Origin of the sequence: Candidatus Poriferisodalis sp. (genome assembly GCF_965198245.1) — a bacterium.
Taxonomy (GTDB): Bacteria; Actinomycetota; Acidimicrobiia; order Acidimicrobiales; family Poriferisodalaceae; genus Poriferisodalis.
Window position 1 is genome coordinate 1,178,264 of sequence record NZ_OZ240249.1, and the last position, 20,842, is coordinate 1,199,105.

The window sequence follows — 20,842 nt, forward strand, 5'->3', positions numbered from 1 at the left end:
CACTGCGCAGCGGCCGCGGCGACCTAGCCGCAGATTGCGTCGAGGGTCTGTTGGCTAGGGGCGAAATAGTACGAACCTGACACCGGCGTCGAAAAGTCAGTGAGCCCGTCACGTACCCCGTCAGCGGCATCGAGGCCGTACATGAGACGCATCCGTTCACGCAGCGGCGCCTGCGACGCCGAGAAACCGAGGAAGTACAGCCCGACCGTGCCGTCGTGGAATGCATACGGCGTCGAGCGGCGCCACATCTCGTCGCGCTCGGGGCTGCCGCTCAATCCATGGTTCCCATCGACACGCAGCTCGACATGGCGCAGATGACTCTGCGGCGCCTGAACCGCCAGCTTGTCAGTGCCCGACCACTTGCGCCGGCCGATGATGTCCTCCTGCTCGCCGGTGGCAACTCGTTCCCACGCCCCGAGGTCGTGCACCCAGCGCTGTGCGATGACGTGGCTGCCGCCCGCTCCCGGCTCGCCGGCGGCAACCGTCGCCACGGCGACCCGCTCGGTATCGTCGGGGTTCCCGACGCCGTCCACGAACCCGGTCATGTCGAGCGATTCGCCATAGACGAATGCCGGCGTCTCGCGTGCCACTGCAAAATGCGGCCGCAGTGAGATCCGGGTGTCGTACTGGGCCTTCCACACGTCGTCCGTGCGTGATCCGTGGAACCACAGCAACAGTTCTTCCTGCGTGCCCACGGCGCGGCGACCCGAACCATCGGCGGACTCGATCGTCTCGTAGGGCCCGAAGTCGTCGGGCACGTCATTGCTGAACTCGCCCAGCAGCGCTGGGCCGAAGCCAATCAGCAATTCCAGGCTGGCCGAGGTACACACTGCGCGCGCTTCGCCCAGCACAGCACCCAGCCAGCCCAGGTCGAATCCACTCCCACCCGCTGATGGGCGGCTCAGGTGCAGGTACCACTGGCTGCGACCCAAGTCGGCGAAGATCGCCCGTTGGGAAGTCGAAGCGGTGCTCATCGGACCGTGAAGACGGCGATGCGGGCCCACTGGTCGGGATCCGCTTCGTCGGCGCTGCCATAGATGGGCCGCAGCTCGTAGCGCAGCTCGGTGATGTGCCCGTCTGCGCGGCACTGCTCGAGCCAGTCGCCGAATCCGAACTCGTCGAAGTGAGCCGAGTTGATCCCCAGCGCGCAATGCGCACCAGGGCGTGCCACCCGCAGCAGCTCCGAGATCGTGTCGGGACCGAGATGTCCGTGAGTGAATGTGCCTGCGCTCACGATGCCGTCGTAGGACTCATCAGCGAGATCAATGCGGCCGGTGAGATCGGCTTCGACGAGCTGCCGGTAGGTAGGCCGACTGTCGTGGGTCTTGGTGCCGGCCTTCGCCAGCATCTCCGTCGAAATATCGATGCCATCGATGACCGTCACGCCCAGCCTCGCCAGCTCGTCACCCACGATGCCGGTGCCACAGCCTGCATCGAGTACCGGTCGGTCAAAGGCGGCCATGCCGGCGCAGAACACCTCGGCCACCTGCTGGTGGTACACGTAGCGGCTCTCGACGATGAACTCCGACTCGTATGTCGCCGCCCACGACGCGTACAGCTCGCGGTTGGCGTCCGGTCCGTCGACCGCATACGCCTCGTCGAGCCCGAGCCCGTCTGGGGACTTCGAGGCTGCCGATTGTGCTGCCGCTTGTCTCGTCATCGCCCCTCGACGCTAGTGATCGCCTCCGGACGGCCCCCAAAGAGCCTCAACGGATAGGCGGCGATGCCCGGCAGCCCCGACGGCCTGGACTTTGCGCAGAAATGCCGCCACAGACGGCAAACTTGCACAAAGAAGGCGTGACACCAACTTTTCGAGACGCCACCACCTATCCGCGCGGCCCCTAGACGAGCAGCGGATCGGTCATCACCTCAACGAGCGCAGGGCCCCGGTGGGCGAGGGCGTCCGACAGTGCCGAGTCCAGCTCATCTGCCGATGTCACCTCGCGCCCCATCGCACCGCACAACTGCGCGAAGGACGCGAAGCCGGGGTTGTGCAGCGAGGTCTGCCACACATCGAGCTCGGCCGCTCGCTGCTCCTTGGAGATCTTCCCCAGCTCGCCGTTGTTGAGCAGCACGTGGGTGATGTTCATGCCGTACTTCACGGCGGTCGTCAACTCCATGGCGTACTGGCCGAAGCCGCCGTCGCCTGACACGGAGACCACAGACCGCTCCGCCCACGGCGATCCGTCGACACCCGGCGCACGCTGGGTTGCGGCCCAGCACCCCATCGCAGCGGGGAATGCGAAGCCGATGGACCCCAAGTATCCCGACATCAGCACGGTCTGCCCGCACGGCTCGAAGTAGCGGCCGAAGGAGTAGGCGTGATTGCCGACATCCACCGTCATGATGGCGTCGGCCGGAACGAGGCGACTCAGAGCCTCGAAGACGACCGCCGAGTTCATGCCGCTGCCCCGGTCGTCGTCGCGCCGGCTCTGTTTTTCCGCACGCCAGATGTCCCAACGCGCTGCCACCTCGGCCGCGGCCGTACCTGGGACGGCCCGGCTGCGAAACGCTTCAGCGAACGCCCGTGCCGCCACGCCCACGTCGGCCAGCATCGGCACCGTCACCGCATGGAACCGCCCCAGCGCCATCGGGTCGAAGTCGACCTGAATGATCGGCTTGTACGACGCAATGCCGGTGTGATTCGCGAATGACACGCCGAAGGTCACCAGCGCGTCGGCCTCGTTCATGAACCAGCTGGCAATCGGCGTACCCGAGCGGCCCAGCACGCCGCAGGCCAGCGGGTGCTGGTCGGCAATGAGGCCTTTGCCCTTGAACGTCGTGGCGACCGGCGCATCGATCGCTTCGGCCAGCGCCACGATGTCGTCGATGCCGCTGCGGGCGCCGTGCCCCACAATGATCATCGGCCGCGCCGCGCCCGACAGCACATCGATTGCCGCGTCGAGCGCGCTCGCCGCGGGCGAGACCGCCCGGTCGCCAGTGCGACCCTGCGGCGATCCGGCGTCACTGCGGCCACCGCCGGGCGCGGGAAGCACCTGCACCTCGTCGGGAAGCACCAGGTGCGCCACGTCGCACTCCACCAACGCCGTCTTGCAGGCCAAGTTCATCAGCTCAGCTGCGTCGGAGCCCGCCTGGACGGTCTGGGAGTAGCGCGCAACGTCGGCGAAGGCCGCTGACAGGTCGGTGTCCTGAAATGCGCCCCTACCACGCACGCTCGACGGCACCTGGCCCGACAGCGCCAGCACCGGCGCCCGATCCATCTTGGCGTCATAGAGCCCTGTCAGCAGGTTGGTACTGCCCGGCCCGGCAATCGCAAAGCACGCGGCCAGACTCCCGGTCAGCTTTCCGTAGGCGGTCGCTGCGAAGGAGGCGGCGCCCTCGTGGCGCACACCGATGAACTGCAGCGAGCCGCGAGCCTCGGCCTCTCGCAGTGCATCGGCGAAGCCCAGATTTGAGTGCCCCACCATGCCGAAGACCCACCCGACGCCCCACGCGGTCATGGTCTCGACGAGCTGGTCCGACACGGTTCGAGTCCGGGTGGCCGAAACCGGCAGAGCCACGTAGACACCGTCGGGCCGGACCTCGGTGCGGTAGGCGGCAGGTGCATCGTCGAATGGGGGCGGCGGCTTGCCATTGCTGGGGGAGTAGTCGTAGCCATGCCACGGGCAGCGCAGCCAACCGCCCTCGATGCTGCCCTCGCCGAGCGGACCGCCCTGATGCGGGCAGGCGTTGGCGAGGCACCCGAATCCTGTATCCGTGCGAGTGACGCACAGGCTCTCGCGTTCGACGGTCACCGCGGTGACCCGGCCGACATCGAGTTCGTCGACGCCGATCAGCCGGTGCCAGGCAAACGCGCCGTCGGGGAGTGTGGGCACCGCGACGCTAGGCGTCGCGGCATCGGACCCAGCGACGCTAGGCGTCGCGGCATCGGACCCAGCGACGCTTGGCGTCTCGCTCGGATCCGGATCCTGAGTCGTGTTGCTCATCGCCCACCCCCATTCGGTTCGGGCTCATCGTCTCATACCCCATCCCGGTCTCAGTAGTCGCGGAGGGGGCGGCAGACATTCCTGCGCGGCTCTAGCGTTCACGCTGTGCTTTACCTCGTTCGTCACGCTTCCGCTGGCGATCGGCGGGTCTGGCAGGGTGACGACAGCGTCCGACCTCTTGACTCGAAGGGCTTGGCCCAGGCGGCGGCCATCGCCGAGTTGCTCTCCGCAGCACCAGTGCACCGAGTGCTGTCGAGCCCGTCAGTGCGCTGCATCCAGACCGTCGAACCGCTCGCCGCAGCACTGGGACTGGACATCGGGATCGCTGTCGAGCTCGACGAGGGCGCCGATGGCTCGCGCACAGAAGCCCTGCTCGATTGCCTGTGCGGCCTGCCAGGGGACAGCGTGTTGTGCAGCCACGGCGACGCCATTCCCGAAGTGCTGTGGCGCCTCGCCCACCGGGGAGTCGACCTCACCCCGAGCCGCTGCAAGAAGGCGTCCGTCTGGGAGCTTCACGTTGTCGACGGCGCCGTCACCCACGGGGTCTACCGGCCTCCCCGCTTGTTCACCGCTGGCACTTCGTGATGCTCTCGCTCGATGCCGCAGCGGTGCGGCGGGCCACGCCGTGGAACGAGCTGATAGATGCAATTGCCCAGATGCTCGGTGACGGTGGCGTCACGGTGCCCCAGCGGGAGGTGCACGATGTGGCCCTTCCCGACGGCGGCACCGGCTCGCTGCTGGTCATGCCCGCATGGGTTGATCGCGAACTGCTCGGAGTGAAAGCCGTCACGTACTACCCCTCCAATGCGGGCACCGACCTGCCGATCATCAGTGCGGGCTACCTGTTGTTCGACGGCCAGACGGGCCAGCTCGCTGCTGTGCTTGACGGCGACGAGCTCACGCTGCGGCGCACGGCCGCCGTCTCAGCGCTGGCCGCTGATCGTCTGGCCCGCTCCGATGCCGATCGGTTGCTCGTTGTCGGCACGGGCAAGCTGGCACCCAACCTTGCGCTCGCCCATGCCGCGGTCCGGCAATTCGGCGTCATTGAGGTCTGGGGACGGGATCCCGCCAAGGCCGCTGCAGTGGCGGGCGCACTCCAAGATCACGGCCTGCCGGCCCGACCTGCTCCCTCGCTTGACGTCGCAGTCGAGCGTGCCGACATCGTCACCTGTGCCACTGGCGGAACCGGCCCGCTGGTGTGCGGCAGCCTCCTGCAGCCCGGCACGCATCTCGACCTCGTGGGCGGCTTCCGCGCCGACATGCGCGAGGCCGACGATGCTGCGGTCGTTCGATCAACGTTGTTCGTCGACACGCGTGCCGGAGCGGTGCTGGCAGGCGATCTCGCCCAACCGCTCGCCGATGAACTCATTACGAGCGACTCGATCGCAGCCGACTTGGCGGCACTTGTCGCCGGCAACCATCCCGGGCGCACCTCCGATTCCGAGATCACCCTGTTCAAGTCAGTCGGTTTCGCCTTGTCGGACTTGGCCGGAGCCCAGCTGGTGCACCGCCGCCTCGGCGGCGACATCTCTGCCAATGACTGAAGCTCTCATGATCACAACAGGCCACCTCGGCAGCGCGACGGTGTTGTGACGGACACTCACTCCGACCGCGACGGTCGACGCCTCGGCTGGTTCCTCGCGGCGAGCGGCATGCTGCTGGTGTCCACCGACTCGCTGTGGGTGCGTATCTCGGAAGCCGACGCACTCGACATCGCTTTCATCGTCGGGGCGCTGGCACTGGTGCTTTATGGCGCAATGGCGATGCGGCGCCCATCCGTCGCTTGGGCGTCCATCCGGGCCCACACCGTGCCCTTGCTCACGATCGGCGTGCTCGGGGCGCTCAGCCAGCTCACGTTCATCTCGGCGATCACCCACACCGAGATCTCTCACGTCGTGGCCATCGTGGCGGCTGCGCCAGTTCTGGCTGCGGCGATCGCATGGTTCGCTCTGCGTGAGCGAACGTCGTTGCGCGTCGTCGTGGGCATCACGCTCACGCTGGCCGGCATCGGCCTGGTGGTTTCGGATTCGATAGGCACGCCGAACCTGCTTGGCGATTTCCTGGCACTGGTTGCGGTCGCGGCATTCGCCGCCAGCACGGTCGTCTGGCGACGCCATCGCGATATGAGCCGCATCGTCGGTCTGGCACTGGCTTCGGCGCTGGTGGTCATCCCCACGGCATTCGTCGTCGACCTGGGCCGGCTCGACGCCACGGCCTGGGCTGCCGTGCTGGTGATGGGCTTGGTCTGCAACCCGCTTGGACGCCTGTCCTACAGCACCGCATCGAGATACGCACCTGCCGGCGAGGTGGCCTTGTTCGCTCCGGTGGAGACCGCGGCCGGCATCATCTGGGCAGCCGTGTTCTTGAGCGAGTACCCGACGCTCACAACGGTGGCGGGCGCCATCATCGTGATCTTCGGCGTGCTCTACGCGACGGTGCTTGATCGAACCACCACCGCGGCGATCAGGAGGGCTTGAGACCAGCCCCTCCCGCGGGTCTTCGTCACTCGGATCGCTCAATTACTGTCCGAACCCATGGGGTCGAAGGCCACGTCCAAAGACGCTCAGCCTGAAGCAGTTGCCGCTGCCGAGCCAGACACCGATCCCCCCGCCCCGCCGCCGAAGCGTCGCAGCCGCATCGGTCGCCGCGAATACGAGCGGGAACTCAAGCTCCTGCAGCAAGAACTGGCCCGCCTCCAGCGCTGGATTCGCCACAAGGGGCTCAAGGTCGTGGTCATTTTCGAGGGCCGGGATGCGGCAGGCAAGGGCAGCACGATCAAGCGCATCACCGAACGCCTGAACCCTCGCGTGGTGCGCGTCGTGGCGCTCGGCACGCCCAGTGATCGCGAGAAGACGCAGTGGTGGTTCCAGCGCTACGCCGGAGAGCTGCCTGCAGCCGGCGAAATGGTGCTGTTCGATCGCAGCTGGTACAACCGCGGACTCGTCGAACCGGTCATGGGCTTTTGCACCGATGAGGAGTATGAGGAGTTCCTGCGCTCATGCCCCGAGTTTGAGCGGATGCTGGTGCGCTCGGGCGTCATCCTCATCAAATACTGGTTCTCCGTCAGCGACGAGGAGCAGGAGCGTCGCTTCCAGAGCCGCATTGCCGACCCGGCGCGGCGCTGGAAGCTCTCGCCGATGGACCTCCAAGCTCGTGCACGGTGGGTGGAGTTCTCACGGGCCAAGGACTCCCTGTTCGCACACACCGACATCAAGCAGGCCCCGTGGTTCGTCGTCGAGGCGGACGACAAGCGGGCGGCGCGGCTCAACTGCATTGCCCACCTGCTGTCGCAGATCCCCTACGAAGCCGTGCCGTGGGAGTCCGTCGAGCTGCCAGAACGCAGTCCTTCAGGCGGGTACGTGCGCCCGCCGATGTCAGACCAGACGTTCGTCCCCGAGCTGTACTGAGCTTGCCTCGGACGACCTCGGCTGGCTCGCTTCGGAGCCGCAGCGTGCTGGCTCAGGCCTCCATGTTGATCTCGAGCAACCGACCGGCGATTGCCCGGGCATCATCGAAGCTCTGGACGAAGTGGTCGCCCGGTACCCGGCGCAGCACGTCGAGGGCCTGCAAGCTGGTCGCGGGCAGCCCGTCGAGGCCGATCACGATGCACTCCGTGTCGTGCTCTATGGCAGCGTCGATGAGCTGCTCCACCACGAGCGCTGCGCTGTCGTCGATGTAGCTCGTCTCCGAGAAGTCCAGGATCACGACTTCGTGTTCTTGGATGTCCTTGCTGATGGCGATCCTCAGCCGGTTGGATGACGCAACGGTGAAGCTGCCACGCATCTTCACCATCCCGACTCGCGCCGAGAACGCATCGAATTGGCTGATGTCGACCCTGTCGCTGTCAGCAAAGAACACCGCATCAAGCATCGGCACCGACAAGACACTGTCCAGCTCCAGCCGCTCAAAGCGACGGCTGGCAGCCAGAGCCGCAGCGATCAGGCCGGCGGCAATGGCCACCAGCAGGTCGACGAAGACGGTGAGCCCAAGCGTGAGCAGCATCACCAGCACGTGCTCTCGTTGCACCTTGTTCAGGTGCGTTATGAGGCGCCAGTCGATGAGCCGCAAGCCCATCCACAGCAAGATGCCCGCCAGGACCGAGTAGGGGATGTCGTCGACGAGGCCGCCGAGCACGATCATCAGCACGAGCGACACCACTGCGGATACTGCGCCCGCCACTCTGGTCTGAGCCCCTGCTCGGATATTCGTCTGCGTAGCGTCCGGAGCAGCGGCACCCGGCAGGCCGCCGAACATGCCCGCCAGTGCATTGCCGAGTCCAACGCCGATGAGTTCCCGATCGGGGTCGTGCTGGTGTCCTGTCATCGAGTCGGACTCCGAGGCGTTCAGGAGGCTGTTCAGCGTGCCGATGAGAGCGATGATCATCGCTGCGCCGACAGCACCCCAGAAGCCGCCGGTTGGCATCTCCATTGCCCAGAAATCCGGAGCGTCGACGACTTCGGTGAGGCGGGGAGCCCCGTCGAAGATCCATGCGCCGAGAACGATCCCGCACACGAGCGCGCCAGCGGCGGCTGGCACGTAGTTGCGCCACCGCTTTGGCCATCCCGCGAAGATCACGAAGGTGGTGACGGCCAATCCGAACGCGTGGAAGTCCATGTCGCGGGCAGCGCCGGGCCAATCGCGGATCGAATCGAGTGGGTTGCCGAGCACTGGGTCGGCACCGAAGAAGGGCAGTACCTGCAGCAGCACCACCATGATTCCGACACCGCTGATGAAGCCCGAAGCCACCGAATACGGCGTGTATTGCACCAGATTCCCGAGTCGCAACAGGCCCAGGAGAATCTGGATGATGCCGGCGATGAAGATGATTGCGAGCGCCTCGACGGCCGAATCGGCGTACCTCACGAGAATGAACGACACGGCGATCGCCACCGGGGCCGTCGCCGCGGAAATCTGTACCCGCGTGCCCCCAACGACAGCCGCGAGGAACCCGACGGCAACTGCGCCCCACAGACCGGCAATGGGACCCAGCCCTGACACGACGCCGAAGGCGAGCGCGAGCGGCAACACGACAGCGGCAGAGGTGATGCCAGCTCGGATGTCCGCACGGAGGAGCCGGGCGTCGTAGTTCATGTGCGACCTCTCCCCATGGGGCTAACCCGCGGGTCACTGTAGTTCACTGCTTGATCGCCACTTGCGGACGTTGACGTAGCGCCCCGCAGCACCCAGATCTCGCCCAGCGGACCCGAGGTGGGGCAGCAATTGCCCGATGTCCGCGCCGCCGTCAATATGCGGGAGCGCCGTTCCTAGCCGCTGTGTCTGATGGTTCGGCTGAGCCAGCTCAACAGAACATGCCCCCATCGACGGTGAATTCCTGGCCGGTGCAGTAGCTGCTGGCGTCCGACGCCAGGAACAGGACCACGCGGCCGACTTCGGCCGGTTCGGCGATGCGCCCCAGCGGCACGTTGCGCAGCGCCCGGCGAGTGCGGTCGGGGTCCTCGTTGAAGACCGATGTCTGGGTCAGCATCACGGTGTCGATGTAGCCGGGATGAACCGAGTTGACGCGCACGTTGCGGCGGCCGAGTTCCTTCGCCGCCGACTTGGTCATGCCGCGCACCGCCCACTTGCTGGCACCGTAGGCGAACCCTCCCAAGGTTCCCATGAGGCCCGCGACTGAGCTGATGTTGATGATGGATCCGGACTCTGCCTCGGCCATCACTGCCCCGACCTTCTGCATTCCCAAGAACGTGCCCGCAGCGTTGATGCTCATCATGCGGTGGTAGTCCTCGGCCGTCGTGTTCATCAGGCCGGTGTCCTGGAAGATCCCGGCGTTGTTCACCAGGACGTCGATGCGGCCGTGACGATTCACGACGTCGGCCACGACCGCATCCCAATCGGCCTCCGAGGCCACATCCTGGTGCAGGTACTCGCATCCCACCTCGCCGGCGGTCCGCTCGCCCTCTTCGTCGAGCACGTCGGTGAGGACCACGGTTGCACCTTCGTCAGCAAAGAGCTGCCCTTCGACAGCGCCCTGCCCTCGTGCGCCCCCGGTAATGATCGCGACTCGCCCGTCCAGGACACCCATCTGCTGCCTCCCAGCCTGTGTGCGGTTGACTCCATAGCCGCGCCTGCACGCGACCGACGACGAGACCCTAGACCTAGAAGGTCTCAGGTGGGGTTGCCGGCGAGGAGCCGCGGCACCGCTCAGCTTCGGCTGGTGGCCTGAAGCTCCGTGAGAATGCTGGTCAACCGCTCGCCGTCTTCAGGATTGTTGACGGGGATCGAGAACTCGATGCGGTCGGTCAGGGCACCGTACCGCTCGGCGAGCAGACGTCCGATCTGGTCGTAGGTGCCGACCGTGGCGATGGTGTGCAGCATCTCATCGGATACGAGCGCCGAAATCTCGTCCCAGCGCTGAGCTTTCGACATCACCGCGGCCCGCTCCGCCTCGTCAGTCCATTCGTGCACGTCGAAGGCTGCCCGGTAGGCGGGTGTCGACAGGTAGAAGCCCACGCGCTCGCGAACAGTGCGTGCCACGACCGCCAGCGTGGCCTCGTCTGGCGCTGTGGCCACGAGCGGCTTCATGCACCGACAGTTGGTGACCGCGGGAACGCCATCGCCACTGAGGTGCCGAGTTCCAGCGTGGTCGTTGCCATTGCTGCCATTGCGAGGAGCTGGTAGGGGTCGTCCTTGGTCTCCTCGACGACGAGGGCGTCGTAGCCCAGTTCTTCGACCTGCGCAGCGGCCTCGCCGATGCTCGTCACGTCGAGCGGCACGTCGGGGGCTCGCAGCCCGGGGTCGAGCTTGCCCAGCGGCAGCAGTGTCTCGGTTCTCAAGGCTCAGCTCTCCACCAGCAGGCGAGGCGTGTGGCCCGCGAGGAACGAATCGAGCCGGGAAATGAACGGGTCGTCGTTGCGAGACGGCATCCCGCTGCCGGCGCCTCCGATATGGGTCGTCATCACAACCTTGGGATGATTCCAGAGCGGGCCGTCAGCGGGCACGTCAGGACCACCACGTCAGCCAGAGGCAGCTCACCAGCAAGAGCTTCCATCGTCACCATCGCGTCCGCGGCCCCGAGGTCGGCGACATCGGCAACGCTGCGGCGGGCCCCGACGGCCTCGACTCTGCGCAGAAATGCCGCCACAGACGGCACATTTGCACACAGAAAGCGTGACAGCAGCCATAGGGTGCGCAGCGATGCGAACGGTCGGCAGCGTCTCCAGCGCAGTACCGGACGCTGCCGAGGCGCCCCCGCCGGGTCCCGATGGCCCGCTGCAGCGCTTCGGTCTGAGGTTCGTGCTCGTCGCCACGATGGTGCTCGGGCCGTTTCCCCTGATCGCACCGGCGGTTGTGGCGGCCGATCTCATCGGGTCGCTCGGCATCACCAAAGGTGTCTTCGGGGTCGCTCTCACGACCAACACGGTTGCAGCAGCGCTGTTCGCCCCGCTCTCGGGGCGCCTCACCGACCGCATCGGCCCGAAGCTCTCAACCGTGCTGACCATCGTTACGGCCGGGGTCGGCATGGTCGGCATGGCCTTCGCGCCCAACGTCTGGGCGCTGATGGCCTCTGCAACGTTCGCTGGCCTTGGCCAGGGCTGGTGCAACCCGGCAACCAACAAGCTCGTCGCCGAACGAGTGCCAGAAGGTCAACGAGGCACAATCACCGGCCTCAAGCAATCGGGCGTCATGTTCGGGGCCTTCCTGGCGGGGGCGACGCTGCCGACGCTCGCTGTCTGGTTCGGATGGCGTACCGCGGTCGGCGTCTATGGGGTCGTGGCTCTGGTGTGCGCTCTCGGCATCCAACTGTGGATGCGTCCTGACGCGCGGACGGGCGCCCAATCGGCAGCGGCGTACGACGCACCGCCGGGCGCGGTGTTCACCATCACCCCGCTGGCACCGAAGGTGCTCCGCATGGGCCGCTCCGAGCACCGCTTCATCATTGCGATCACCTGGTACTCGCTGTTGATGGGCGCCGTCGCGGGTGGCGTCGGCCGCTTCCAGATCCTCTTTGCCGAGGAATCACTGGGCTGGACCAACTTCTGGGCCGGGCTGGCCAGTGCGCTCGCGGGCATCACCGCGGTGGGATCACGCATCTGGTGGGCTCGGCTCACCGAACGACGAGTCCGGCCGGCGAGCGCGCTGGCCGTCCAGGCGGGGTTCACCGTCGTCGCGATGGGACTCCTGCTCGCCGCCACCTCTGTCTACGGCGGCCTGCTGTGGGTGATGTCCCTGCTGGCTGGCTTCACCATGATGTCCTGGAACGCCGTAGCGATGTTGGCGGTCATCACTGGGATTCCTGTTGCGCTGGCGGGTCGGGCATCGGGCACGGTGATGCTCGGATTCATGTCCGGGCTGAGCATCGGCGGCCTCGCGACCGGCTACATAGCGGAATGGACGGGCAGTTTCGACCTGGTTTGGACCGGCTTCGCGGTCTGCGCGGCTGGCGCAACCGTCCTGGCGCTGGTCATGCGCCACCACCGCCGACCCAGCTACTAGCGCCGGTCTGGCTGGACTGTGCTCGCCACCTCAAGCGGGTCGGCAGGCCCGATCTAGGCTGGCAGGCATGGGGGATGACTTCGGCGTCGAGTATCAGAGCGGGTTCGGCAACGAGCACGCCACCGAAGCTGAGTCCGGCGTGCTGCCGATCGGTCAGAACAGCCCCCAGCGTGTCGCCCACGACCTCTACACCGAGCAGCTGACCGGCAGCGCTTTCACTGTCGCTCGGACGGATGCGCTGCGCACGTGGATGTACCGGATCCGACCATCGGTGCGTCACGTCACGGAACTCCGCGACATCAATCCGGGCAACATCCGGTCCTCCCCCTGCCGTGAGGGTTCGCCGCCGGTGGCCCAGCTGCGCTGGAGTCCCATTGGGGTTCCTGACGAGCCGTGCACCTGGCTCGAAGGGCTCTGCACGCTGGCCACCAATGGCGACGCTCATGTCCAATGCGGCGCTGCTACGCACCTGTACTTCGCCAACCGTTCGATGGACGGTGAAGTGTTCGCGAATTCCGACGGCGAGATGCTGATCGTGCCTCAGCAGGGGACGCTGCGACTCGTCACCGAACTCGGCACGCTCACGGTTGGGCCTGCCGAGCTGGCAACAGTTCCCCGTGGCGTCAAGTTCCGCGTCGAGCTCATGGAGGAGACAGTCCGGGGATATGTGTGCGAGAACTACGGCGCACCATTCCGGCTGCCAGACCCGGGTTTGATCGGCGTGGACGCGCTGGCCATGCCGCGGGACTTCCTCTATCCGGTCGCCGGCTACGAGGCCGACGACAATCCCACCCGGCTGGTCTTCAAGCACGACGGCCGCCTGCTCGAGACACACCTGCCGCACTCACCGCTCGATGTGGTGGCGTGGCACGGCAACTTCGCCCCCTACAAGTACAACCTGCGCAATTACTGCCCGCTCGGGCCGCTGCTGTTCGATCACACCGCGCCCTCGATCTGGACGCTGCTGACGTCGCCCTCAGACCTTCCGGGCACCGCCAACGTGGACTTCGTGCTGTTCCGCGAACGCTGGGCCGTTCAGGAGCACACGTTCCGTCCGCCCTGGTACCACTCCAACGTGATGAGCGAGCTGATGGGGCTCATCGAAGGCACCTACGACGCCAAGCTCGAAGGCTTCCTGCCCGGCGGCGTGAGCATTCACAACGCGTTCCTGCCCCACGGCCCCGACATCGACGCCTACAACGCCGGCACCACGGCGGAACTCGAGCCCCGGCGGATGGCCGACATGCTGGCCTTCATGTTCGAGTCCCGCTATGCGTGGATCCCCACCGCCTGGGCAGCCGGCCTGAGTGAGCTGCAGGACGACTACACCGATGCGTGGACACCGCTGGACGACCGCAGCACGCTGCGCCGCAACAGCGGCTAGGCGGTCGCCCAGCGCAGGAGGCTGTCAATGAGTGCGACACGGGCGAATGCTGATCTGAGCGGCCGGGTGGCGATGGTCACCGGCGCGGGGGCACGGGGGGACGGGATCGGCAACGGCCGCGCCGCTGCGGTGTTGCTGGCCGAGGCCGGAGCGCATGTCGTTGCTGTCGACCGCAAGGCGGAGCTCGCTGAGTTCACCGTCGAGATGATCACCGCCGAAGGCGGCAGCGCCATCGCCGTCGAGGCCGATGTGACCGTCGAAGCCGACTGCGAGGCCATGACCCAGGCTGCGCTCGATCGCTGGGGCCGGCTGGACATCCTGGTGAACAACGTGGGCATCGGCAGCAGCGGATCGGTGGTGACCGATGACGTCGACCGCTGGCAGCGCGTCATGGATGTGAATCTGACCTCGATGGTGCTGGCGTCACGGCACGCAATCCCCGCCATGATCGAGCACTCGGGCGGAGGCGCCGTCGTCAACATCTCATCCATCTCGGCGCTAAGGCCCCGAGGCATGACGGCGTACTCGACCTCGAAGGGGGCGATCATGGCGCTCACGTCGGCGATGGCGGTCGACCATGGTGCCGACAACGTTCGGGTGAACTGCGTCGCCCCTGGTCCCGTCCGTACGCCACTCGTCGGCGGCGATGACATGCCCGAAGATCTTGCAGAGGCACGCCGACGCGCCAGCGTGCTCGGCATCGAAGGCAACGGCTGGGATGTAGGCGCAGCGGTCAGGTTCCTGTGCACCGACGAGGCTCGTTACATCACCGGCCACACGCTGGTCGTCGACGGCGGTGTGACCTTGCGGGGGCCGTCACGGGCCACGCTGGCCGGCTGAACCCCCGAGCGGAACGGCCAGGCGACGGCGCAGCAGCTGCGCCGACTACCGGCGGAAGCCGCTGCCGAAGTGTGTCTCGGGCAGTCGACTGCGGCCGAAGAGCTTGTCCCGCAGCGTTCCCGGTTGATACGCCCGCTGAACCAGCCCACGTTCTGAGAGCACGGGAACCACGCCTTCGATGAAGTCCACGAACGTGCCGGGCGTGGTGGCGTAGACCAAGTTGAAGCCGTCCACGCCTTGGTCCAGACGGCGCTGCATGCCGTCGGCGATCTGCTCGGGAGAGCCGATCAGGAACTGCCCCGCCATGTTGAGCTTGACGAGATCCCCGAAGGTGCGGGTGCCCGGCTGAGCGGAATCCAGCAGGGATTTCACCGGTCCCCGCACGCCTTCGGTGTCAAAGGTCTCGAGCGGCTGATCAGGGTCGATGTGGCTGAGATCGACGTTGAGGTTGCCGCTCAGATGGGCGAGGCCCGCTTCCAGCGAGAGCGTTTCGAGATAGTCGGCGTGCTTGGCTTTCGCCTCGGCCTCCGTTCCGCCCACGACAGGGGACAGGCCGGCAATGATCTTCACGTCGTCGGGATGGCGACCTTCCGCGCTCACCCTTCGGCGGATGTCTGCGGCGATGCGGGTGAGGCCCCGCGATGCCGCCACGACAAAGACGCACTCGGCATGTCTCGCGGCGAAGTCTCGCCCGCGATCTGAGGAACCTGCTTGGAAGATCACTGGCGTCCGCTGCGGTGACGGCTCCGAGAGATGTGGCCCCGCCACCGAGTAGTAGGCGCCCTTGTGGTTGATCGGCCGTACGCCGTTGGGATCGACGTAGACGCGGCGTTCGGTGTCGGCCACCACGGCGTCGTCGGTCCAGCTGCCCTCCCAGAGCTTGTAGCAGACCTCCATGTAGTCCTCGGCCTGTTCGTAGCGCTCGTCATGGCGCGGAAGGCGGTCATGGCCGAGGCTCTGGGCGGCGTTCTGCAGGTACGACGTCACGACGTTCCACGCCACGCGCCCGCCGGTGAGGTGATCGAGCGTGGTGATCTGGCGGGCGAACGTGAACGGGTGCGCCTGCAGCACTGAGCTGGTGAAGGCGAATGCGAGGTGCTCAGTGACCGTCGCCATGGCTGGGATCAGCAGCATCGGGTCGTTCACGGGCACCTGCATGCCCTCGCGCAGCGAGGTGTCGGCGCTGCCCTGGTAGGTGTCGTACAGCCCGATTACGTCCGCCAGGAAGATGGCGTCGAAGCACCCCGCCTCGCAGATGCGGGCGAGCTCGAGCCACGGTTCGAGCGAGGTGTACTCCCGCTGGCGGGTGTCGTCACGCACCCATAAGCCCTGCTGGATGTGGCTGACGCAGTTCATCGTGAAGGCGTTCAGGATGATCCGCCGCCCCGGCCTTGCTTCTCCCGCCACAGGGTCAGTCTCGCATTGTCGCCCCCGCAGCGCCCCGCCGGCTCAACGGGAGTTGGGGCGGGAGGTCGTGACGTAGGCCTCGACGATCTCGGCTGGCTCTCCGACGGCTCGGATGCGGCCACCGTCCAGCCACACAACCTGATCGCAGTAGCGCTCGATCTCCGCCATGTTGTGCGAGACCAGAACGACGGAACCAGCAGCGCCGCAGACGTCATCTATGCGCTCGGCGGCACGCCGACGGAACTCCTCGTCGCCCACTGTGAGCGCCTCGTCGATCAGGAGGATTTCAGGTACGCGGGCCGTGGAAATGGCGAAGTGCAGCCGGGCGCGCATACCCGACGAGTAGGTGCGCATGGGCCGATCGATGGCCTCACGCACGCCTGCAAAGTCGATGATCTCATCCATGCGGCGCTCGATTTCAACCCTGGAGAAACCCAGAGCCAGACCGCCGATCAGAATGTTGCGGCGACCTGACAGTGCTGGTCGCATCACCGACGACACGCCGAGAAGCGAAGGCCTCGACCGGCCGCGAATGCTGCCTGACGCAAGGGGCAACAGCCCAGTCATGGCCGAGAGCAGCGTCGACTTTCCTGTTCCGTTGGCTCCGATCAGCCCGAGTGTCTCGTGCTCGTGGAGATTCAGCGTCACACCTTGTATTGCCTCAATGATGCGGTAGCGGCGACGCATCCGACCTCGGGCGAATCCCTGCTTGAGTCCCTTGGTCGGTTCCTCGTACACCCGGTAGTTCACGTGAACGTCGCGAATCTCGACGGTCACCCGTGTCGACGCTGCCATCACGCACCGAGTCGCTGTTCGGAGCGGAAGAAGATCATGAAGCCAACGATGGGCATCAGGACGCTCCACGCAACCGTGCCAGCCAGCACCCAGACGTCGACTGCCTGTCCCAGCAGGCACCAGCGTGCGCACGTGATCAGGTCGTAGATCGGGTTCAGCGCAAAAGCCCGTCGCCAGGCGAAGCTGTGCACGAATGCATCGACGCTGAAGATCACGCCCGAGGCGTAGAACAAGAGTCGGAACAGGTGAGGCAAGATGTGCCGCAGGTCCGGGACAGCAGTGCCGATGCGTGCAGATATCAGCGCCGATCCGAAGTTGAAGACGAACTGCGCCAACAGTACGAGCGGCAGCAACAACCAGCGCATCGATGGGCGCTCTCCTGTGGCCAACACCGCTAGAAGTGCCAGAACGATCGCCGGAACGAATGCTGCGGTCTGGCCGTTCACCGTTGCGGCGGGCAGCAAGATGCGCGGGAACTGGATAGATCGAATGAGTCCGAGATTCTGAGTGATCGAGACTGCCGCCTCCTGCACCACCCGTTGGGTGAGATGGAACAGCACAATCCCGACGATCAGGAAGCCCAGGAAGTTGCTGACGCCGCGACTGGTGTCGATGACGACACCAAAAACCAGGAAGTAGACGCCCACAAGCAGCGCTGGGTTCATCAGATGCCAGAACTGGCCCAACGTCGTGTCCATGTTCTGGGCTCGAAGATCTTGTGCGGGCACGACGATGGCGAACTCTCGCCGGCGCCAGGCCTCGCGCAGATAGTTGAGCGACGTGGGCCGTGATGTCAGGTCAATGAGCGGACGCAGGTGGGCGTTGTCGTGGCTCGACGCGTACCTGCTCTCGCCATCCACGGGAGTCATCCTACGAACGCGGTACCGCAACGCTTGTGCGGTGAGGTATCGGCGATCGTGTCCTGCAAGACTGGGACCATGAGCAGCGGCACCCCCGATCTCACCGCAAACGAAGGCGAACTTCAGCGCTATCTCGACGAAGTGGAAGCTCACGGCTACTGCATCGTCGAAGGTGCCATCGAGCCAGAACTCCTCACCGAGATCCGCGACACCGTCGCCCGGGTCGAAGACGAGCTGAATATCCAGCCGAAGGGGAACCGCATCGAGGGGTTCGCCACCAAGCGCATGTACAACCTGTTGGGCAAGGACCGGTCGTTCTGGAAGCTGCCGATCCACCGCAACGTGCTGCCGTTCCCGCAGCGGCTGATGGAGCCGGGAGCGATCCTGTCGGGCACCACCTGCATGCACATCGGCCCTGGTGAGGTGCATCAAGGCCTGCATTCCGACGACGGCCTCGTCGATCAGATCGATGTGCCGCGCCCGCGCCCCCCCTTCATGGTCACCACGATTTGGGCATTCACCGATTTCACCGAAGAGAACGGCGCAACCCGCTTGGTTCCTGGGTCGCATCGCTTCGACCACGAGCCCCAGCCGGGGGAGAAGCCGGAGTACATCGCGGCTGAGATGCCTGCTGGCTCGGTCCTCATCGTGAACGGCGGCACCTGGCACTGCGGCGGCGCCAACACGTCCCCCGACGACTGGCGCCTCGGCATCAGCGTGCAGTACTGCCGGGGCTGGATGCGCCAGCAGCAGAACCAGTACTACAGCCTCTCTCCGGCCGACGTCGGTGCCATGTCCGAAGAGTTGGCGGCGCTGTGCGGATTCAGCCTCTACCGGGGGATCATGGGCCACGTCGACGGGGCCAGCCCCGGTCGGTACCTGGGCGCCGAGCGCCTTGTCGAGACCGCGTATGCGGCTCGGCTGAAGGCGATTGAAGACGGCTCCGAAGTCGGCGGCATCGGCACGGCCGAGCCGGCCCAGGCCGCAGCCGACTGATACGACTCCCGCCTCGCCACGAGGCGCTGCGCTGCGCGACACTGATCCGGTTCACGCCGTCGCAACACCAGACAAGGAGCGCATGAGATGGAACTGCGCGATCGAGTAGCGATCATCACCGGAGGCGGCGGGGGCATTGGCTCCGCTACGGCGCGCCACTGGTTGGCGCAGGGCGCCCGCCATGTCGTCGTCGCCGACTACAACACTGAAGCTGCGGTTGCAGTGGCCGATGAGCTGGGGTGCGAGGGCGTCGGGCTGGATGTCACCGACGAGACGGCCGTCACGGACCTCGTAGAGCGCACGCTCGAAGCTCACGGACCGATCGACGTGTTCTTCTCCAACGCAGGCGCTGGCGCCGAAGGCGGGGTGGACGCGTCCAACGACGCTTGGAAGTCCCAATGGGAGCTGCACGTCATGAGCCACGTGTACGCGGCCCGTGCAGTGCTGCCGTCCATGCTGGCTCGGGGACAGGGCTACCTCGTCCACACCGCGAGCGCGGCGGGTCTGCTCGCGGCGATGGGTTCGGCGCCGTATTCGGTCACCAAGGCGGCATGCATCAAGCTGGCCGAGATGGAGGCGATCCTCCACGGCGACGACGGCATCCGGGTCTCGGTGCTGTGCCCGCAGGGCGTGAACACCGCCATGGCGCCGCGGAGGCTCGCCGACGGTGGCACCGACGGCATCGTCGAGCCCGAGTTCGTGGCGCAAGTCATTACCGAAGCGATGGCCGAAGAACGCTTCCTGATCCTGTCGCACCCCGAGGCCCAGACCTACGTGGAGCGCAAGGCCTCCGATCCGGATCGTTGGCTGCGAGGCATGCGCCGCCTCCGCCAACGTTCGCTGAACCTCGAAGAAGGTGCCTCAGCCCAAGATTCCTAGCGGTCGAGTGCGGAGAAGAAATCTGCGAGGTTGGAACCTGCTGGATTCCCGGAGCAGAGGGCTTCTCCGCCCTCGACCGCGGGCAGCACTGCATTTCCGAGCGAGACTTGGCCTCAGGTCCTAACTTTGCCGCCATGGCTGATTCCGATGTCAAGGCACTGACCGGAGGGCTCGAGCTGCCCGATTTCGAGACCACTGCGTTCACCACGCCCCCGCCGCTGGCCGATGCCACCGTGGCAATCGTGTCCTCGGCGTCGTTGCATCATCCCGACCAGGACGATTTTGCACCCATCGACGTCAGCTACCGAGTGCTTGAGGCGGGCCGGCGTGACTACATGTGCGGCCACTGGAGCCCGAACTTCGACGCCACCGGCATCGCCCTCGACATCAACACCGTCTTTCCGATCGACCGCCTCGACGAGTTGGTGGCTGACTGCACCATCGGGCGGGTCTCCGACATCCACCTGTCCTATGCCGGCAACCAGTTCGACCTGTCTGCGGTGCGGATGGACTCGGGTCCTGCGGGGGCGAAGTGCCTCCGTGAGCACGAGGTGGACGTCGTCCTGTTCACTCCCGTCTGACCGCTGTGCACGCGTACCGTGAGTACGCTCGCACACGTCTTTGAGGCAGAGGGACTGGCGACGGTCGCGCTGGGATCCATCGGCGCCCACATCCAGGGCACCGCTCCGCCGCGAGGCCTCTGGTGCGAGTTCCCGCTGGGTCGGCCGCTCGGCAAGCCCAACGACGCCGAATTCCAGCATCGGGTGCTGGCACACGCGTTCAGCTTGCTGTCGTCGCCGGGGCCGGTCGTGGAGAAGTTCGCCGAGACGATCGACGACGACGGCACCGAGACGATGTCGTGCACGCTGCCGCCCCACCACGACCCGAACCTGCACCCCGCCGTCGACGAGGCCAACGGCCTGCGCCCCGCCTACGACCGTGCCGTAGCCAAGCTCGGCAACCGGGTTGGCGCCGGCCGGACCGTTGCTGTCGACGACATCGGGGCCGCCGTGCAGAGCTTCGTCGACGTCGCTTCGGGCACACCGTGGAAGCAGGCGGGCATTCCCGGCATTCCGGCACGGGTGGCACAGGACATCCGCGGCTATTACGAGACGGCGGCGTTGGCGCTCGCCGAGCATGCTCCTTCAGCGTGGGCAGGCACTCGCTGGTTCTTCGAGTCGACCGAAGCAGGGCGCACCATCGTCGCAGCCCGTAAGGCGATGGCCGACTCCGGCGAGAAGCACGGCATCTGGTTCTACATCACGCCTGGCGACATGTAG

General features: G+C 66.2%; 22 protein-coding genes. 11 read left to right on the top strand and 11 right to left on the bottom strand.

Annotated elements, in window-relative coordinates; genetic code table 11:
* Positions 1–23 precede the first annotated feature (23 nt).
* From ACOCMM_RS05570 to ACOCMM_RS05580, 3 genes are all read right to left on the bottom strand, one after another.
* Positions 24–974: a Dyp-type peroxidase gene (locus tag ACOCMM_RS05570; RefSeq protein WP_419552195.1), complete on the bottom strand. Its 951-nt coding sequence runs from the start codon at positions 972–974 to the stop codon at positions 24–26.
* Positions 971–1,660: a class I SAM-dependent DNA methyltransferase gene (locus tag ACOCMM_RS05575; RefSeq protein WP_419552196.1), complete on the bottom strand. Its 690-nt coding sequence runs from the start codon at positions 1,658–1,660 to the stop codon at positions 971–973. The genes ACOCMM_RS05570 and ACOCMM_RS05575 overlap by 4 nt, the downstream gene beginning before the upstream one ends.
* 181 nt (positions 1,661–1,841) lie before the next feature.
* Positions 1,842–3,947, bottom strand: a complete 2,106-nt coding sequence (locus ACOCMM_RS05580) for a thiamine pyrophosphate-binding protein (RefSeq protein WP_419552197.1) — start codon at positions 3,945–3,947, stop codon at positions 1,842–1,844.
* A gap of 105 nt (positions 3,948–4,052) precedes the next feature.
* Here ACOCMM_RS05580 and ACOCMM_RS05585 point away from each other — a divergent pair, with 105 nt between their 5' ends.
* From ACOCMM_RS05585 to ppk2, 4 genes are read left to right on the top strand one after another with little or no spacing between them, the layout of a single operon-like run.
* On the top strand, positions 4,053–4,532 hold the full coding sequence (locus ACOCMM_RS05585) for a SixA phosphatase family protein (RefSeq protein ID WP_419552198.1): 480 nt from the start codon (positions 4,053–4,055) through the stop codon (positions 4,530–4,532).
* The gene (locus tag ACOCMM_RS05590; RefSeq protein ID WP_419552199.1) at positions 4,532–5,491 is read left to right on the top strand and encodes an ornithine cyclodeaminase family protein; all 960 of its coding nucleotides are present in this window, start codon (positions 4,532–4,534) and stop codon (positions 5,489–5,491) included. Before ACOCMM_RS05585 ends, ACOCMM_RS05590 begins: the two co-directional genes overlap by 1 nt.
* 45 nt (positions 5,492–5,536) lie before the next feature.
* Positions 5,537–6,424, top strand: coding sequence for a DMT family transporter (locus tag ACOCMM_RS05595; RefSeq protein ID WP_419552200.1), 888 nt, complete (start codon positions 5,537–5,539; stop codon positions 6,422–6,424).
* A 57-nt stretch (positions 6,425–6,481) separates the two neighbouring features.
* Positions 6,482–7,354 (top strand): polyphosphate kinase 2, encoded by an 873-nt coding sequence (gene ppk2, locus ACOCMM_RS05600; protein ID WP_419552201.1) that lies wholly within the window; start codon positions 6,482–6,484, stop codon positions 7,352–7,354.
* A gap of 52 nt (positions 7,355–7,406) precedes the next feature.
* Here ppk2 and ACOCMM_RS05605 read toward each other — a convergent pair whose 3' ends face one another.
* The 5 genes from ACOCMM_RS05605 to ACOCMM_RS05625 all read right to left on the bottom strand — a co-directional run bounded on the left by ACOCMM_RS05605 (position 7,407) and on the right by ACOCMM_RS05625 (position 11,049).
* Positions 7,407–9,038 carry a SulP family inorganic anion transporter gene (locus tag ACOCMM_RS05605; protein WP_419552202.1) on the bottom strand — a complete coding sequence of 544 codons (1,632 nt, stop codon included), beginning with the start codon at positions 9,036–9,038 and terminating at the stop codon, positions 7,407–7,409.
* Between the two features lie 208 nt (positions 9,039–9,246).
* Positions 9,247–9,990 (bottom strand): SDR family NAD(P)-dependent oxidoreductase, encoded by a 744-nt coding sequence (locus ACOCMM_RS05610; RefSeq protein ID WP_419552203.1) that lies wholly within the window; start codon positions 9,988–9,990, stop codon positions 9,247–9,249.
* A 119-nt stretch (positions 9,991–10,109) separates the two neighbouring features.
* The gene (locus ACOCMM_RS05615; protein ID WP_419552204.1) at positions 10,110–10,490 is read right to left on the bottom strand and encodes a hypothetical protein; all 381 of its coding nucleotides are present in this window, start codon (positions 10,488–10,490) and stop codon (positions 10,110–10,112) included.
* Positions 10,487–10,741 carry an LLM class flavin-dependent oxidoreductase gene (locus tag ACOCMM_RS05620; RefSeq protein ID WP_419552205.1) on the bottom strand — a complete coding sequence of 85 codons (255 nt, stop codon included), beginning with the start codon at positions 10,739–10,741 and terminating at the stop codon, positions 10,487–10,489. Before ACOCMM_RS05620 ends, ACOCMM_RS05615 begins: the two co-directional genes overlap by 4 nt.
* A 122-nt stretch (positions 10,742–10,863) precedes the next feature.
* The gene (locus tag ACOCMM_RS05625) at positions 10,864–11,049 is read right to left on the bottom strand and encodes a hypothetical protein (RefSeq protein WP_419552206.1); all 186 of its coding nucleotides are present in this window, start codon (positions 11,047–11,049) and stop codon (positions 10,864–10,866) included.
* A gap of 53 nt (positions 11,050–11,102) precedes the next feature.
* Between ACOCMM_RS05625 and ACOCMM_RS05630 the strand changes: the two genes are divergently transcribed.
* The 3 genes from ACOCMM_RS05630 (at position 11,103) to ACOCMM_RS05640 (ending at position 14,625) form a co-directional block, all read left to right on the top strand.
* Complete coding sequence (locus tag ACOCMM_RS05630) at positions 11,103–12,401, top strand: MFS transporter (RefSeq protein ID WP_419552207.1); 1,299 nt, start codon at positions 11,103–11,105, stop codon at positions 12,399–12,401.
* Between the two features lie 67 nt (positions 12,402–12,468).
* Positions 12,469–13,785, top strand: a complete 1,317-nt coding sequence (gene hmgA / locus ACOCMM_RS05635; RefSeq protein WP_419552208.1) for a homogentisate 1,2-dioxygenase — start codon at positions 12,469–12,471, stop codon at positions 13,783–13,785.
* Between the two features lie 27 nt (positions 13,786–13,812).
* Positions 13,813–14,625 (top strand): SDR family NAD(P)-dependent oxidoreductase, encoded by an 813-nt coding sequence (locus tag ACOCMM_RS05640; RefSeq protein ID WP_419552209.1) that lies wholly within the window; start codon positions 13,813–13,815, stop codon positions 14,623–14,625.
* Positions 14,626–14,670: 45 nt separating this feature from the next.
* Here the strand turns inward: ACOCMM_RS05640 and ACOCMM_RS05645 are convergent, their stop codons facing one another.
* From ACOCMM_RS05645 to ACOCMM_RS05655, 3 genes are read right to left on the bottom strand one after another with little or no spacing between them, the layout of a single operon-like run.
* On the bottom strand, positions 14,671–16,032 hold the full coding sequence (locus ACOCMM_RS05645) for an LLM class flavin-dependent oxidoreductase (protein WP_419552210.1): 1,362 nt from the start codon (positions 16,030–16,032) through the stop codon (positions 14,671–14,673).
* Between the two features lie 42 nt (positions 16,033–16,074).
* Positions 16,075–16,827: an ABC transporter ATP-binding protein gene (locus ACOCMM_RS05650; protein ID WP_419552211.1), complete on the bottom strand. Its 753-nt coding sequence runs from the start codon at positions 16,825–16,827 to the stop codon at positions 16,075–16,077.
* Positions 16,827–17,687, bottom strand: coding sequence for an ABC transporter permease (locus ACOCMM_RS05655; RefSeq protein ID WP_419552212.1), 861 nt, complete (start codon positions 17,685–17,687; stop codon positions 16,827–16,829). Before ACOCMM_RS05655 ends, ACOCMM_RS05650 begins: the two co-directional genes overlap by 1 nt.
* Before the next feature lie 78 nt (positions 17,688–17,765).
* Between ACOCMM_RS05655 and ACOCMM_RS05660 the strand changes: the two genes are divergently transcribed.
* The 4 genes from ACOCMM_RS05660 (at position 17,766) to ACOCMM_RS05675 (ending at position 20,842) form a co-directional block, all read left to right on the top strand.
* Positions 17,766–18,683, top strand: a complete 918-nt coding sequence (locus tag ACOCMM_RS05660; protein ID WP_419552213.1) for a phytanoyl-CoA dioxygenase family protein — start codon at positions 17,766–17,768, stop codon at positions 18,681–18,683.
* An 87-nt stretch (positions 18,684–18,770) separates the two neighbouring features.
* Positions 18,771–19,562, top strand: a complete 792-nt coding sequence (locus ACOCMM_RS05665) for an SDR family NAD(P)-dependent oxidoreductase (protein ID WP_419552214.1) — start codon at positions 18,771–18,773, stop codon at positions 19,560–19,562.
* A 134-nt stretch (positions 19,563–19,696) separates the two neighbouring features.
* Positions 19,697–20,143, top strand: coding sequence for a hypothetical protein (locus ACOCMM_RS05670; RefSeq protein ID WP_419552215.1), 447 nt, complete (start codon positions 19,697–19,699; stop codon positions 20,141–20,143).
* A gap of 18 nt (positions 20,144–20,161) precedes the next feature.
* Positions 20,162–20,842, top strand: a complete 681-nt coding sequence (locus ACOCMM_RS05675; protein ID WP_419552216.1) for a hypothetical protein — start codon at positions 20,162–20,164, stop codon at positions 20,840–20,842.